At 43.9% G+C, this 14,874-nt stretch carries 11 protein-coding genes; 10 read left to right on the top strand and 1 reads right to left on the bottom strand.

Annotation, left to right across the window (positions count from 1 at the left end; genetic code table 11):
• Window positions 1–69 precede the first annotated feature (69 nt).
• The 4 genes from hrcA to dnaJ all read left to right on the top strand — a co-directional run bounded on the left by hrcA (window position 70) and on the right by dnaJ (window position 5,177).
• On the top strand, window positions 70–1,101 hold the full coding sequence (gene hrcA, locus NST74_RS22705) for a heat-inducible transcriptional repressor HrcA (RefSeq protein ID WP_042130390.1): 1,032 nt from the start codon (window positions 70–72) through the stop codon (window positions 1,099–1,101).
• A gap of 49 nt (window positions 1,102–1,150) precedes the next feature.
• Window positions 1,151–1,732 carry a nucleotide exchange factor GrpE gene (grpE, locus tag NST74_RS22700; RefSeq protein ID WP_042130389.1) on the top strand — a complete coding sequence of 194 codons (582 nt, stop codon included), beginning with the start codon at window positions 1,151–1,153 and terminating at the stop codon, window positions 1,730–1,732.
• 218 nt (window positions 1,733–1,950) lie between these two features.
• Window positions 1,951–3,798, top strand: a complete 1,848-nt coding sequence (gene dnaK / locus NST74_RS22695; RefSeq protein ID WP_042130388.1) for a molecular chaperone DnaK — start codon at window positions 1,951–1,953, stop codon at window positions 3,796–3,798.
• A gap of 257 nt (window positions 3,799–4,055) precedes the next feature.
• Window positions 4,056–5,177, top strand: coding sequence for a molecular chaperone DnaJ (dnaJ, locus tag NST74_RS22690; protein WP_042130386.1), 1,122 nt, complete (start codon window positions 4,056–4,058; stop codon window positions 5,175–5,177).
• Between the two features lie 240 nt (window positions 5,178–5,417).
• Here the strand turns inward: dnaJ and NST74_RS22685 are convergent, their stop codons facing one another.
• On the bottom strand, window positions 5,418–9,935 hold the full coding sequence (locus NST74_RS22685; protein ID WP_341114535.1) for a S8 family serine peptidase: 4,518 nt from the start codon (window positions 9,933–9,935) through the stop codon (window positions 5,418–5,420).
• A gap of 285 nt (window positions 9,936–10,220) precedes the next feature.
• Here NST74_RS22685 and NST74_RS22680 point away from each other — a divergent pair, with 285 nt between their 5' ends.
• The 6 genes from NST74_RS22680 to NST74_RS22655 all read left to right on the top strand — a co-directional run bounded on the left by NST74_RS22680 (window position 10,221) and on the right by NST74_RS22655 (window position 14,743).
• Complete coding sequence (locus tag NST74_RS22680; RefSeq protein WP_341114534.1) at window positions 10,221–10,580, top strand: hypothetical protein; 360 nt, start codon at window positions 10,221–10,223, stop codon at window positions 10,578–10,580.
• A 42-nt stretch (window positions 10,581–10,622) separates the two neighbouring features.
• Complete coding sequence (locus tag NST74_RS22675) at window positions 10,623–10,802, top strand: YfhD family protein (protein WP_042130382.1); 180 nt, start codon at window positions 10,623–10,625, stop codon at window positions 10,800–10,802.
• Window positions 10,803–10,893: 91 nt separating this feature from the next.
• Window positions 10,894–11,268: a hypothetical protein gene (locus NST74_RS22670; RefSeq protein ID WP_341114533.1), complete on the top strand. Its 375-nt coding sequence runs from the start codon at window positions 10,894–10,896 to the stop codon at window positions 11,266–11,268.
• Window positions 11,269–11,436: 168 nt separating this feature from the next.
• Window positions 11,437–12,348 (top strand): methyl-accepting chemotaxis protein, encoded by a 912-nt coding sequence (locus NST74_RS22665; RefSeq protein ID WP_341114531.1) that lies wholly within the window; start codon window positions 11,437–11,439, stop codon window positions 12,346–12,348.
• Window positions 12,349–12,546: 198 nt separating this feature from the next.
• On the top strand, window positions 12,547–13,107 hold the full coding sequence (locus NST74_RS22660) for an RNA polymerase sigma factor (RefSeq protein ID WP_076117343.1): 561 nt from the start codon (window positions 12,547–12,549) through the stop codon (window positions 13,105–13,107).
• Window positions 13,067–14,743, top strand: coding sequence for a DUF4179 domain-containing protein (locus NST74_RS22655; RefSeq protein ID WP_341114530.1), 1,677 nt, complete (start codon window positions 13,067–13,069; stop codon window positions 14,741–14,743). The genes NST74_RS22660 and NST74_RS22655 overlap by 41 nt, the downstream gene beginning before the upstream one ends.
• The last annotated feature ends 131 nt before the right edge of the window (window positions 14,744–14,874 follow it).

The following is a 14,874-nucleotide window of genomic DNA, read 5'->3' as shown; positions in this document are numbered from 1 at the left end:
TAGTGGTTAGCACTCATCTGAGTCGAGTGCTAACGAATCGGAGCCAATAGCCGGGTAGGAGGGGATAACATGTTAACTGATCGCCAGAGAATGATACTAAATGCAATTGTAGATGATTATATTTCATCGGCAGAACCAGTAGGGTCTCGCAGCATTTCTAAACGGGGGGATGTAGGGTACAGCCCTGCGACCATTCGAAATGAAATGGCTGACCTAGAGGATTTGGGTTATCTCGAGCAGCCTCATACATCGGCAGGGAGAATACCTTCCCATAAAGGATACCGATACTATGTGGATCATCTGGTACCGTGGAATTCCGCCGAAACGGCAGAGATGGGCACGATCCGCGCTTTTTTTGCCGAGAAGCTGAATGCGATGGAGCAGGTCATCCAACATGCGGCGATGATTCTTTCCAATATGACGAATTACACTTCCATCCTTCTGGGACCGGAGGTTTTTCATACATCATTGCGTCATTTTCAGTTGTTACCGCTAGATGATACAACCGCTGTAGCGATTATCGTTACAAGTACGGGGCAAGTTGAGAACCGTACGGTGAACATTCCACCGGAGATTTCCGTTTCCGAGATGGAGAAAGTGGTTAACCTACTGAATAGTAAGCTGGTCAATGTACCACTCTATAAGCTGAAGACTCGGCTGTATTCCGAGCTTGGCGAGGAAATGCAGCGTCACATCTCACATTATGAAGAATTAATGCAAGTGCTGGACATTGCGCTGGAAAGTGATCAAGAGCAGCGTATCTATCTCAGTGGAGCCACGAATATGCTTACACAGCCTGAGTTCAAGGATGTTGACAAGGTGAAGAGCATTCTTGATCTGCTGGAAGAGACGCCTACATTGCTCAAAATGCTGGCCCCTACAACAGGCGGTACAGGTATTCAGGTCCGAATAGGGACGGAGAACAATCATGAAGCGTTCGCTAACTGCAGTCTGATCACCGCCACTTATTCACTGGATGGGCAGGCCTTGGGAAGCATTGGCATCCTTGGACCGACACGAATGGAATATGCAAGAGTGATGGGGATCTTGGGCATTTTATCCCGAGATTTGACAGCGATGCTGGCACACTGGTATAAGTGAACAGAGTCAACATTGATTACGTGAATGATTTTAAGGAGGTGAAGACAACTTGAAAAAGGAACAAGTTCAAGATGCTAATGAATTCAAAGATGATTTGATAAATGAGGAACCTGAGGCTGATGCAGCTTCGAAAGCCGACTCATTTACGGCAGAGGAAGTTAGTGAAGGTGCTTCAGACACAGGTACGGAGGTAAAACGTCTGCAGGATCTCGCTGATGAATATCAAGGACGTGCGCTGCGTGCGCAGGCTGATTTCGATAACTTCCGTCGTCGTACTCAGAAGGAGAAAGAAGAGTTGGCTCAATATGCCACCTCCAAGCTCGTGACTGAACTGCTATCAGTACTGGACAATTTCGAGCGTGCTTTAGTCACTACTCCTAGTGGCCCTGAGTCCGAAGCTTTTGTAAAGGGTGTTAATATGATTTTCCGTCAGCTGGATGGGGTATTGAAGTCCGAGGGGCTTACGGCTATGGAAACAGTAGGACAGCCTTTTAATCCTGAATACCATCAGGCTATCATGCAGGTGGAGAGCGAGGAGTACGAAGAGGGTATCGTAACAGAAGAAGTCCAAAAAGGATATCTCCTGAAAGATAAAGTTCTTCGTCCTGCTATGGTCAAAGTCAGCATGTAGTCTGTCAATATAGGACGGGCAGTTTCTGTCCACCAGTGGTACCAATCGGATTTTTTTTGAAAATATAAGAAAGCATAAGTTTCACGCTATATATTATCCTTATATTTCTCGCTTAAACGCTAATCGTTCTAAATAAGGACGCCGAAGGCATTTATGCTTGTATTTTTAAAATTAAAATGAGCGTATGCTCCATATACCTTAAGAGGAGGCAAATTATTGTGAGTAAAGTTATCGGTATTGACTTAGGAACCACGAACTCTTGCGTTGCCGTAATGGAAGGCGGCGAAGCTGTTGTAATTCCAAACCCAGAGGGCGCACGTACAACCCCTTCGGTTGTAGGTTTTAAGAAAGACGGCGAGCGTATCGTCGGTGAAACAGCTAAACGCCAGGCGATTACTAACCCTGATCGTACGATCAGCTCGGTAAAACGTCATATGGGTACGAACCACAAAGAAAGCATTGATGGTAAAGACTACTCTCCACAAGAAATTTCAGCAATGATTCTTCAAAAGCTGAAATCCGATGCAGAAGCATATCTTGGCCAAACTGTTACTCAAGCAGTTATCACAGTTCCTGCTTATTTTAATGACAGCCAGCGTCAAGCTACTAAAGATGCAGGTAAAATTGCAGGCTTGGAAGTTTTGCGTATTGTGAATGAGCCAACAGCTGCAGCTTTGGCATATGGTCTGGAGAAATCCGAAGATCAAACTATCCTTGTTTATGACCTTGGTGGCGGTACGTTTGACGTATCCATCCTGGAATTGGGCGACGGCTTCTTTGAAGTAAAAGCTACAAGCGGTGATAACAAACTTGGTGGCGATGACTTTGACCAAGTGGTTATGGATTACCTGGTATCTGAATTTAAGAAAGAGCAAGGCATTGATCTGAGCAAAGATAAATCTGCTGTACAACGTTTGAAAGATGCAGCTGAAAAAGCGAAAAAAGAATTGTCGGGCGTACTGACAACTACTATTTCTCTTCCGTTCATCACTGTAGTAGACGGAGTACCTCAACACTTAGAGATCAACTTAACTCGTGCGAAGTTTGATGAGCTTACTGCTGGTCTGGTAGAACGTACTTTGGGACCAACTCGTCAAGCTTTGTCTGATGCTGGTATGACACCTGCAGACCTTACCAGAATCGTTCTGGTTGGTGGTTCTACTCGTATCCCTGCTGTGCAAGATGCAATTAAGAAGCTTACAGGTAAAGATCCACACAAAGGTGTGAATCCGGATGAAGTTGTAGCTCTTGGTGCTGCTGTTCAAGCGGGTGTATTGACTGGTGATGTTAAGGACGTTGTATTGCTCGACGTAACTCCGCTTTCCCTCGGTATCGAAACTGCAGGTGGCGTGTTCACGAAGATGATCGAGCGTAACACTACAATTCCTACAAGTAAATCTCAAGTATTCTCGACCTTTGCTGACAACCAACCTAGCGTAGAGATTCACGTGCTACAAGGTGAGCGTCAAATGGCGAACGGCAACAAAACACTGGGACGCTTCATGCTGAACGAGATTCCACCAGCACCACGCGGCGTACCACAAATTGAAGTTTCCTTTGATATTGATGCCAACGGTATCGTGAATGTATCTGCAACAGATAAAGGTACAAACAAGAGCCAAAAGATCACTATCACTTCTTCCAGCGGTCTGAGCGACGCAGAAGTAGAACAAATGATGAAGGATGCCGAGCTTCACGCTGAGGAAGACCGTAAGCGTAAAGAATTGGTAGAAGCGAAGAACAGTGCTGACCAACTCGTGTATTCTACTGAGAAAGTGATCAAAGATCTTGGTGATAAAGCTGATGCTTCCGAAGTTGAAAAAGCAAACGAAGCTAAAGATAAAGTGAAAGCAGCACTTGAAACTGACAATCTTGAAGAAATCAATGCTGCTACAGAAGCATTGACTGAGATTGTACAACAGTTGTCCATGAAGCTGTACGAACAAGCTGCTCAAGCAGAGCAAGGTGCTGAAGGTGGCGCTGGAGCCGCTGAAGGCGCTCCTAAGAAAGACAATGTAGTTGACGCTGACTATGAGGTTGTTGACGAAGATAAGAATCAAGGGTAACCTTAAACGATAAGTGTATAGGACGTAACTGATAAATTCTTATATAGTTAAGAAGGGAAGGTCAAAACCGGGTCATCCCGTGTTTTGACTTTCCTTTTGTAATATCAGTTTGCACACTCTTCGCGAATGCGCCTTCTGATATTGTAAGAATAAACATCTGCTGGAACTGGATGGTCAGATCCTAGGGTTTTATCGTATAATGGTTTCTTTGACAGGTAATTAGGAATTTGAGTATGTAACGTACGGAGGTGAAAGCAGTGGCAGATAAACGCGATTATTATGAAGTGCTTGGCCTCAGTAGAGATGCTTCAGACGATGAGGTGAAGAAAGCGTACCGGAAATTGGCACGCCAATATCACCCTGACGTGAATAAAGCAGATGATGCTGAAGCTAAGTTTAAAGAAGTAAAAGAAGCTTACGATGTTCTTAGCGACGGTCAACAACGAGCTAGATATGACCAATATGGCCATATTGATCCTAACCAAGGTATGGGCGGCTTCGGAGGCGGCGGTGGCGACTTCGGAGGACTAGGCGATATCTTTGATATGTTCTTTGGTGGCGGAGGACGCCGTGATCCTAACGCACCACAGCGCGGTGGGGATTTGCAGTATACGATGACCATTGAATTCAAGGAAGCGGTATTCGGTAAGGAAACCGATATTACTATTCCACGTACGGAAACTTGCGATACCTGCTACGGCTCCGGGGCTAAACCGGGTACTAAACCAGAGACTTGTTCCACTTGTCATGGTAGTGGGCAACAGGAATTCGTACAGAATACGCCACTTGGACAGATGCGTAATCGTCGTCCATGTTCGCATTGCAGTGGTACAGGTAAGATTATTAAGGAAAAATGTACGACTTGTAGCGGACAGGGTAAAGTTAAGAAGCAACGTAAGATCCATGTGCGCATCCCTGCCGGAGTTGATGACGGTGCACAGCTTCGCATGACTGGCGAAGGCGAGGGCGGCTTACGCGGTGGTCCTGCTGGAGACTTGTATATTGTCATCCGTGTCAAATCCCATGATTTCTTCGTACGTGAGAACGACGATATTATGTGCGAGGTTCCACTTACGTTTGCACAGGCAGCACTTGGCGATGAGATTGAGATCCCTACCTTAACGGAAAAAGTGAAGCTGAAGATTCCTGCGGGAACGCAGACGGGTACTTTCTTCCGCCTTAAAGGCAAGGGTGTTCCACGTCTACGTGGATCTGGCCAAGGTGACCAGCATGTTAGAGTCATTGTTGTGACACCTAGCAAGCTGAATGATGAGCAAAAAGATTTGTTGCGACAGTTCGCCTCTCTTAATGGAGAAAACACACATGAGCATGAGCAATCCTTCTTTGATCGTGTGAAGCGTGCGTTCCGCGGGGACTGATATTTCTAACTTCATTAATTGAATAAATAATATAGCAGAGCAGCGATCCTCCCGTTATTTGGGGATCGTTGCTCTGCTTTTTTGGTCATGGCTGCTTGCTAATGCAGAACATAACCCATAACCGTGAGATCACGACTGCGTTTAGGGTCATTTGCTGGCTGCCTCGGAAACACAAATGTGACCTAAAGACGAAAAAGCCCCAGCAGCCATTGGCTGCGGGGGCTTTCTTTTAAAGTGCAACTAGATGTTGTTCGAAGAACGCAGATCCTCAAGCACTCGGCTTAGAATCGTTGCTGCTTGTGCACGAGTCAGAGTACCTTGTGGGTTGAAGTTGTCCGCAGTAACACCTTTTAGATAACCTTTGCTTACAGCATAGGCTACAGCGTTACGTGCTTCCGCAGCGATGCTGTCGGCATCCTTAAAGCTTAAAGGTATCTTGGCTACTGTAAGATCAGCACCAAGGGCCTTAGCGATGATAAGAGCTGCTTCCTCGCGAGTTAGCACATCACGAGATCCACTTTCTTTGATGCGAGTACTCCAAGTGTCACCTTTTCCAAGTAGACGGTCGAAGAGCGTTAGAAGCTCTGCCTGATTTAAGGTGTCGGAAGGCTTAAAGCTGCCGTCGGCTCCTTTGCCAGCAATGATACCATGAGCAGCAAGGACCTCGATATCGGTTTGAGCCCAGTGTGTGCCAATATCCTTAAAGCTTATATTTCTGGATGCTGCGCTGTAAGAACCATCACCAGTAACGCTAAACTGAAGAATACCATCTTTAGTGATAAAACCAGGTTGCAGGTAGGACCATTTACGATCTTTTGATTCTACATAAGCGGCAGTCTTTCGAGCATCATGAAGACTAGCGGCTTTTAGATTAAGCTGAAGCATGATCGGCTTTCCGGTTGTCCAACCATTTTTGATGGTGAGAATGGAAGAACCGATATTTAATGCTGCTGAGCTACCTGCTAAAACTGCTGTGTTGCCCGCATCGGTCAGACTAATCGTAAGGGTTAAGCCGTTGCTGTTGATGAAATCCGGAAGTGTCGCCGCTGGAATGAGTACATTGAACCCACTACCATTTAGGCGGAGTGCATTCTCCGATTTCTTTAACTGCTCGGCTTGGGCCGGGGTAAGAGTAACAACAACTTGGCTATATTTATTGAAGCTTACATCGCTAAGATCAAGTACAGAAGTTTTATCTTTTGCATTCTGGATCGAATTTGCTAATGCAGTGTCTAAGATGTTGAACACCGCTGAAGCCTTGCCACCTGCTGGATCTGCAGTCTCTACTAGCTTCCCAGATTTCAATGCGATTCCAGAAGCGGGAGCACTGGTTGCCGTAGGTACATTCGATTCAGGTGTAGGTGTCGGTGTCGGAGTTGCTGTTGGTGACTCTGTTGGTGATGGTGTTGGCTTCGGTGTTTCAGGTGTATTAACAGTTACGCTTACCGTTCTCAAACCAGATGGGATTGTTGATGTTGTAGCATCATTCCAGACCTGTACATCGTACAGCTCCAAGTCGTATTTTCCCGCTTTAGATGGTTTGAAGGTTATTTTGCCTAGTGAGCCGGAGCCGTGATAAGCACCACCTGACAGATTGACGCTATACTGTGTCAGTTTGCGGCCGTCTCCCAGATCATAGGTTTCTGAGAATTCTGTAAGTGGAATACCAGAAAAATTCTCCTCTTGATAGGTAGCCAGTTGTACGCTTGGCTGGATCGCTGGTGTTTCGAGAGAACCATCGTAGATGACAGCGAATGAAGCCCCATAGATGCCATAAACCTCATCAGTCACGGAATACCCTAGATCAACGGTTACCGGCTGTCCCAAATCAATGGTGGCTGCAGATAGAGACGGAGTTACATTGAAAATACCATCCCCTGTGCTATAAAGAAGTCGCTGAGCATAATCATCGTCGTCTGCGCCATTACCTACTTTATCAACCACATAGATTTTGTACTCATTAAGCCCTTCGTTAACCGGAACGTCAATGGAAAAAGCACCATTACCTGCAATTACTCCACCGAATTTATAAGTATTTCCATCATAATGTTTACCTTCGGCGTACACGGTAAACCAGTTTCCAATAGGTTGTGTATTAGAGATATAATAGGCCATTAGGTCATCATCAATGAAACCACTAATTTCTGCCGCACCAGGATCGGTTGGCGCCTCACGTTCGTACTCCTCAAGTGTGATGCCGGAAACTAATGGCTTCTCGGTATCAATTGTGAACTTGATCTTTTGTGTCTCGAGCAGTTGTCCATTGGGAAGCACAGGAGTGATGTAGTAGTGACCATCTGGTAAAGTGGACTTGGCGGAGGTCTCCAGGTCTGTTAACGTTCCATCCCAATTTGTAATTTCATACACGCCACGATAGACCTTTTCATCGATAGAATAAACTGCACCTAAAACTGTCGAAGGAGCATCTATTGAAGAGGCTACAAAACTTATGCCATCCAGCTCTTCATTGACAGAGAAGGTAAAGGTGGTATCGTCTGAGCGTCCATCCCCATTAGGAGAAATCTGTGGATCTTCAAAAGAAAGTTGATTAACAGGCTCTAAATTGAATTTATCGCCAACAAGTGCATTAAAGGGAAGGCGAAGAGTTTCTGTATCAGAGGTTAGGAACAGGATACCTTCATATGCTCCCTCTTTTGCAGTGTCAGATACCTTCAGTGTAAATTGTGCATAATGATCTACACCTGAGGTAATACTTTTTGGTGCAATATTAATACTAATGTCACCAGGCGCTTCTGTAAGCCATTCAGTGGATAGCGTGTAGGTTGATCCAATCCCTTTAAAGTCCTCTACGTAAACTGATTTCGTTACGCTAGCCCCTTTTGGGAGCAGGCCAAAGGACAAGGAACCTGTGTAATAAGGGATTTCTACAGTACCTGGAAGACCACTAATTAAGCTCTCCCCGACTTTAGCAATAGATTCAGCTTTTGCTGATTTCTCCAAATTAATTAATCCGGCACCTTGTTGATACAAAGAGTAAGCATCTCCATTACGCTTGAAGATAGGATCCGCATTGTTCATCAGCAGTGCTTTAATTTCATTTGGCTTAAGGTTAGAGTTTTCACTCAGTAGCAAAGCGACAGCTCCTACAACATGTGGGGTTGCCATACTTGTTCCGCTTTTTAAGCCATAAGCATGTTCGTAATCCCCAGTCCAGCTAGGAATCGTCGAGTTGATATTGACCCCTGGCGCAACAACATCAGGTTTGATTAGATAGTCCGGCATCCCAGGACCCATAGAGCTAAAATTAGCTAACTGATTTACTTCAAGCGCTATATAGTAACTGATTATATCTTTAGCAGCATTCATCTGAGTTTTTATCTTTATGCCATCTGCTTGAGTAATTCCGTAGGTAGGAATGTAATTCCCGGGCGCACCGAGGGTGGGACTGATTTCACCTGCAGCATTATTAGCAATTAGGACAAGCTTGGCTCCAGCTGCTTTGGCATTTAGAGATTTATCTCCGAAACTCAGCACACCTCGATCGACAAGGACTACCTTATCTTTAACATCTAAATTTGTGTAATCGGAAGTAGCACCAAGACCAGCGTAAACGATCTTACTACCAGCAATATTATCAACTAAATCTGGGGAATAAGTGGCTAATGTCCCTGGAATTTTTTTAACATCGCCAATATCAAAGAATGGGGTATTCACTGGGGTAGTAGAAGCACCTACACTAAGTGCAAGTTGAGATCCAGCAGGTTCGCCCAATGTTGCTACATCCGGTCCAGCGTTACCGGCGGCAACAACAACATTTACGCCCGATTTTATGGCGTTGTCTATCGCGATTGAACTTGCGGAATAGCTTTGGTTGACATCAGAGCCCAGGGAGAGGTTAATGATATCGGCTCCATCAGCGACCGCTTTCTCAATACCCGCGATTACAACCGCTGTTGGACCGGAACCGTAAGGGCCAAGTACGCGATACGCGTACAAATCCACCTCAGGTGCAACATCCAATATTGTACCGGCTACATGAGTGCCATGCGAGGTTTCATAGGGACTACCATTTTTTGGAGGGAAGTTAGCATCAGGAGGTGTTTCTGATGGATCATTATCCTGATCATAGGCATCGTACCCTCCCTTATAATTATCTTTTAATAAAGGGTGATTTTTATCGATGCCAGTATCGACAACCGCTACCTGTACCCCTTCTCCTGTATAACCTAATGCATGTAGTTTATCCGCACCTATAAGATTGCCGCTGTCCGAATAAGAACGTGTAACAGGCAAATTCGCTACCTCAACACTGTCTGCTAACGCATGGACTTCATCATTTGGATAAACAGCTGCAACGCCCGGAAGCTCTAATAGCTTGTTTACTTGATTGGCTGGCAGAGTAATGGAATATCCGTTAAAAATCTCACTGTATTCAAAACCGATGTCGGCATCTATTTTCTGCGCTGAGGAAATAAAGCTTTTATGTTCGGAGATAATTTTACTGCGCTGTAAGGAGACTGAGGATCGTAAAGAAGAAGTTTTAGCCTCATTCTCATACACACTGACTGGTTTATTAGTTAATTCCACAATTACGGATACTGGTGCTGAACCTTTGAGCACACCCGCGTAGTTATGAGGGGTCACACTTTGAGACTGTACATTATTAACTAGGTTAGTTGATGATTCAAGGGATGAGTTCGCAAATGCAGCGGATGGAAAAAGGACAGAAACAGCCAGTCCGAAGCTCGCCGCCCCAATACCAAATCTTTGAATAGAGTGTTTAAAGGTACGTTTCAAATAAGTTCATCCTCCCAAAATGAATTTTTATATTGCAGTGTGTATCTGTAATTCTCCTCCTCAACGTAAAATGTAAAAAATTATGAAAATTAAATTTATTCTACAGCTATAACTTCAAATCGAATATACAACTTTAGTACTATATTGCAGGGAAGAATTGAAGAAAATGTCGAATTCCTAGTAGATTAGTGGAATATGAGAAAAAAAAGGCATAAAACAAGCGAAAGGAAGACAATATAAAGGAATGCAACAGATATCTGAATTTCAAGCGAAAGCGGGGATAAGATGTCGGAAAGATCTATTTTGGCTTATTTTAAAAGTCCTGAGGAAGCGGAGGGCGTTGCTCGTAAGCTCCGTGCACTTCGGGCCATTGAAATCTCCATTGATCGCTTCAGTAGATATGGAGGCACGAGCTTTAGCTCAGGGGTAAACCCAGTGACAGGTAATGTTGCCAGAATGGACTCCCTGACTGCTGAGCGTGCACACACAGGGATACTAGCTGCTGCTGATACCAGCGCGAGCGGAATGAGTCATGGCGGAGATGGAGGACCGACGGGTAGAGATATTTTACTTACGGTGATCTTGCATTCAGAGTCCTATGATCAGGCATTACGCATAATTGAAGAAGCGGGCGGGATGATTTGAATAATTACTTCATTAATAAGACGAAGGGAGAATAACGATACTATGGATAGAGAGAACTCACAAATATTCTCAAAGACCGAGAAGATGAAAATGCTGTACGAGGCGAAGGCAGAAGACGTGGAATTCTCAGCAGCAGAGGCAGATCTGGAGGATATCGAAGCACAGGCCCGAGCTCTAGAAGCGGACAAACGTCAGCTGCATGAAATTATGAAAAAAGAATAGGAACTAAGTTAAGAAAGATACCTCACATTGTGGGGTATTTTTGCGTTCTGGTGTGTATAATTAGGAGAATAGCCCAAGCTGGAGGGGAAATATGGATAACGTTATTTTGTGGACCGGATTAGCGCTGCTTATCGCATGCTTAACTATTATGAATCAGAAGCAACTCTATTCTTCAAAAGTTAAACAAGCTTACCGTGAGCTGCGGGAGCTGACTGAAAAAGTTCGCTTGGAGCGATCTGAGGCAAGCGATTTATACCGTTGGGAAGTAGAATTAGCCGAGATGGAGAAACACCCGAGCGAACTTAATAAACTGGATGCTGAGATTGGGCTTCGTCAGGCCTTTGTGATGTATCTGGAACGACATAGTCCACTGGATGCAAGACTCCCTAGTTTAAAAGAAGCCGCAGCTCATCAAAAGGATTCAGTGTGGGGAATCAAGATGGGGGATTACGGGTCCAAGAAATAAAGAAATGTACATATAAGAGATCACTTTCCTGGAGTCTTTTTTAGTCACGAATTCAATTTATTTTAATAACAATCATGTATTTCTCTCTGCGGAATAAGAGCGTATAATTGTTGAAATATACTTCAAGATGACGCGAATAACTTATAGATATCCAGGAGGAATTATTATATGGGAATGGTATATTCTCAAGGAGTGACCGATGAGCTTGTCGTCCGATCTTTAGAAAGAAATTTAGCTATAATAAGGTTCGATCTTGATCGACGAGTGGCTTATGTAAATGACGTTTTTGCTAGTTCGATGGGGTATAACAAAGAAGAGATGTATGGGATGCATCATAAACAGTTTTGCTTTTCTCACTTTGTAAATAGTCCAGGCTATGAATTGTTCTGGCAGGATCTTTTTTCAGGAAAAAGTTTTCAGGATAAAATTGAACGTATGGATGCAAAAGGAAATGTGGTTTGGCTGGAAGCTACCTATATGCCTGTCTTTGATGAAAATAATGAACAAGTCATTGGCGTATCTAAGATTGCGACTAATATCACGGATCGACAAAATAACATGAGTATCGTGGTACAGCGGATGCAAGAGATGTCTGACAGCTTAAATCAAAGAGCCGAAAAAGGTATTGAACGTAGTCAGGAACTATTGCAGAGCGTCGACAAAATTGCTGAAGTATCAATCGAAAATACACAGACCCTAGCTAATCTGGAGACACAAGCGGTATCGATTCAGGGGATTGTACAAACTATTCGTAATATTGCTTCGCAAACGCAACTATTAGCGCTTAATGCAGCTATTGAAGCGGCACATGCCGGGGAGTTTGGGCGAGGTTTTGACGTGGTTGCTAAAGAAGTTCGAAAGCTATCCTCCATGGTGCAGGATTCGATCATTCAAGTAAAAGATAGTGTGGATGCCATCACGCTGGAAATCGATAAAATCTCCAAAGGAACAAACCAGGTACAAGAAAATATAGAAGATAGTCAACAGCAGATTCAAATAGCATTAGATGATTTTAAGAATATTTCTTCCTCAGCCCAGGATTTAGATACACAAGCACGAGAGGTTATGAATATTATTTAATTTTTGTAGGCTGTTAGTGGAAAATATAAAGGAAAGCCAGTTCTCAGATTTATGGGGAGTGGCTTTTTGTGTTGCGAGTATAATTGCTATCTTTCATCTGTTATTACCAGCCTCTATAGTTTATGCTCAGAAAAACGAACCTTTTCCAAAGACTGGTTGTCATATAGATATCACAGTAAAGAAAGGAGGGCGCAAGATTTGGAGACTAACCGAGAGTTATTCGAAGCCTACAACAAGGATGTATATCGGACCTGCTACTATATGGTGCATGACGCGGCTGATGCGGAGGACTTGACTCAGGATGTGTTCATTACTGTATTTCGTACGAATCGTGAGAACGTAGAGCATATGAAGGCTTGGATTATGAAAATAACGGTCAACCATTGCCTGAATCATTTGAAACGGAAGCGAACTTTACAGCAAAAGGTCTCAGACAATCTTTATTTATTTAAAAAATCTCCTGAAATTGCTGTAGATCGGTTGATTGAACAACGGGAGACGACCATGGAATGGGCGAAATATTTGAGTCAGCTCCCTGTCAAACTTCGGATGGTGATTACACTTAGGTATATGCATGATTTCAGCTTGGCTGAAGTATCAGACCTGCTATCCATCCCGCTCGGGACGACCAAATCAAGGCTGCATAAAGGGTTAAAGGTATTGCGGAGAATTTTACTGGAGGCTGGGGTTCAAATTGAACGGAAAGAGGGCGAATCTTATGAAAAAGTTGGAGAATATGCTGGAGCATCAGTTAAATGAGGGTCAAAGTGTAACATATCCTGATTTTGAAAGCATGTGGGAGAGAATTGAACATAACACTACAACCTCTTTTCACGCCAGGATGAGTAGCAGTAACCAGAAACGGGGGAGAAACTGGAGTAAAATAGCACTTGTCTCATCGTTCTCAGTAGTTCTAGCGGCGGCGCCGGTGTATGCGGCAGTTCATTATAATTGGGATACAATGCTCCATGGAAGAGGTGGAATTCAAGCCGTTCTGGCACAAAATCTCGGCCAAAAGCTGGATCAATCGATAACGAAGGGTGGAGTAACATTAAAGCTACATACAGCCATCGTGGATGAGAATCGGACGGTCATCTTATTCACATTGGATGTTGGACAACGACAGGACAATGAAATTTGGCGTGTGAATGAGATGACGCTAAAAGGAACTGAGGAGGCGAACAGCTCTGAAGCGTACAACTATCTGAACTGGGACGAGAAAAACCAAATTTATAACGGTTATTTCGAAAGTGAATGGACACCAGAGAAGGACACCGTGAATGTTCAGCTAGTTACAAATGATATGCAGGCTTTTAGTGAACAATCGTTAGATTTGCCGCTGGATATTCACTCGACGGAGACACAGAGCTTCCCTATTGGACAGGAGGGGATGCGCAGCATAGAGGTGAAGCCGTTTACCCAAGGTCAAGAGAAAATGTTATTCTCTTCAGCGATCATTTTTGATCAGCCGGAAGCCAAAGGCTGGGCTTATCCAAATATTGTCGGGTACAAAAACGGAACGCTCATAAACTCACTGCCTGGAGGTACTTTCGGTACACCAGGAGAAAAAGGGGAGTATACAGCGCAGCAATACTTTAAAGCGGGGGATGTTTCCAGCGGTCAAATGACTTATAAGCTGCAATATATGAAGAAAGAAAAGGATGTTAATGGACCACTTTCATTCGATCTTCAATTAAGCAAAAAGCAGATGGAAAGCGGGACGATAAAAACGAGTCTTAATCTGCCGCTTGAGGTAGGTGAAACTGATTATACACTTGAGAATATGATTGTGTCGCCTACTCAAATTCGAGTCACTGTTAGAAGTAAAGATATAGACAATAGCTTCCCTTATAAAAAGTATGCTCTTGAAGTAGCAGGCAAGATGCTTGAGGGGAATTTATGGAGATCTCCAGAAGGTGAGCCGGAGCTGACAGTGCTTCGTTTCGAACGGCCAGTTGACCTTGAAATTACGCAAGAGACTCCGATTACCTTTGTAGCTAAATATAAGGTGACTCAGCATGGCAGCTATAAAATTACCAATAGTAATGCTGACAAAATACCGCTGCTTTTAACGAATATCTCTCAAAAGAAACAGACGATTATCCAGCAACTCAGCGGGTATCCGGTGAAGTGGACATACTATATGCAGGGATCCGATCTTTACGTAGAAACTGGGAGTGAAGATGCACGCTTCGGTGGAATTAACCAGACACATATCGGGCTGGGTAAAGAGCGCATTCTAGGTAAACCGATAACCGTCAATTTCGCGGGGGATGGAAATAATAAGGCCATTGATGTGTATAAGGATTTCAAAGGTACAGAAGCTACTATATATATGTTCTACTATACAACTGATGATCCGGATAAAGAATCGAGAGTGCAGATCCAGCCTTAAGAGGTAGGCAATACGTAAGCGTATAGAAATAGAATAACTTTTTTAGGGGATGAACCTTGTGTTCTTCCCTTTTTTTCGTATACAGTGAGTAGACGTTATAAAGGTTTAGCTATGAATAATTAAAGGGGGAA

Origin of the sequence: Paenibacillus sp. FSL F4-0125 (assembly GCF_038008565.1) — a bacterium.
In the GTDB taxonomy this organism is placed as follows: Bacteria; Bacillota; Bacilli; order Paenibacillales; family Paenibacillaceae; genus Paenibacillus_AQ.
This window is presented reverse-complemented; position numbering and strand designations above follow the sequence as displayed.

Coding starts and splice junctions, on each gene's coding strand:
- hrcA (WP_042130390.1), top strand. CDS start 70: ATGTTAACTGATCGCCAGAGAATGATACTAAATGCAATTGTAGATGAT.
- NST74_RS22680 (WP_341114534.1), top strand. CDS start 10,221: ATGTCGGAAAGATCTATTTTGGCTTATTTTAAAAGTCCTGAGGAAGCG.
- NST74_RS22675 (WP_042130382.1), top strand. CDS start 10,623: ATGGATAGAGAGAACTCACAAATATTCTCAAAGACCGAGAAGATGAAA.
- NST74_RS22670 (WP_341114533.1), top strand. CDS start 10,894: ATGGATAACGTTATTTTGTGGACCGGATTAGCGCTGCTTATCGCATGC.
- NST74_RS22665 (WP_341114531.1), top strand. CDS start 11,437: ATGGGAATGGTATATTCTCAAGGAGTGACCGATGAGCTTGTCGTCCGA.
- NST74_RS22655 (WP_341114530.1), top strand. CDS start 13,067: ATGAAAAAGTTGGAGAATATGCTGGAGCATCAGTTAAATGAGGGTCAA.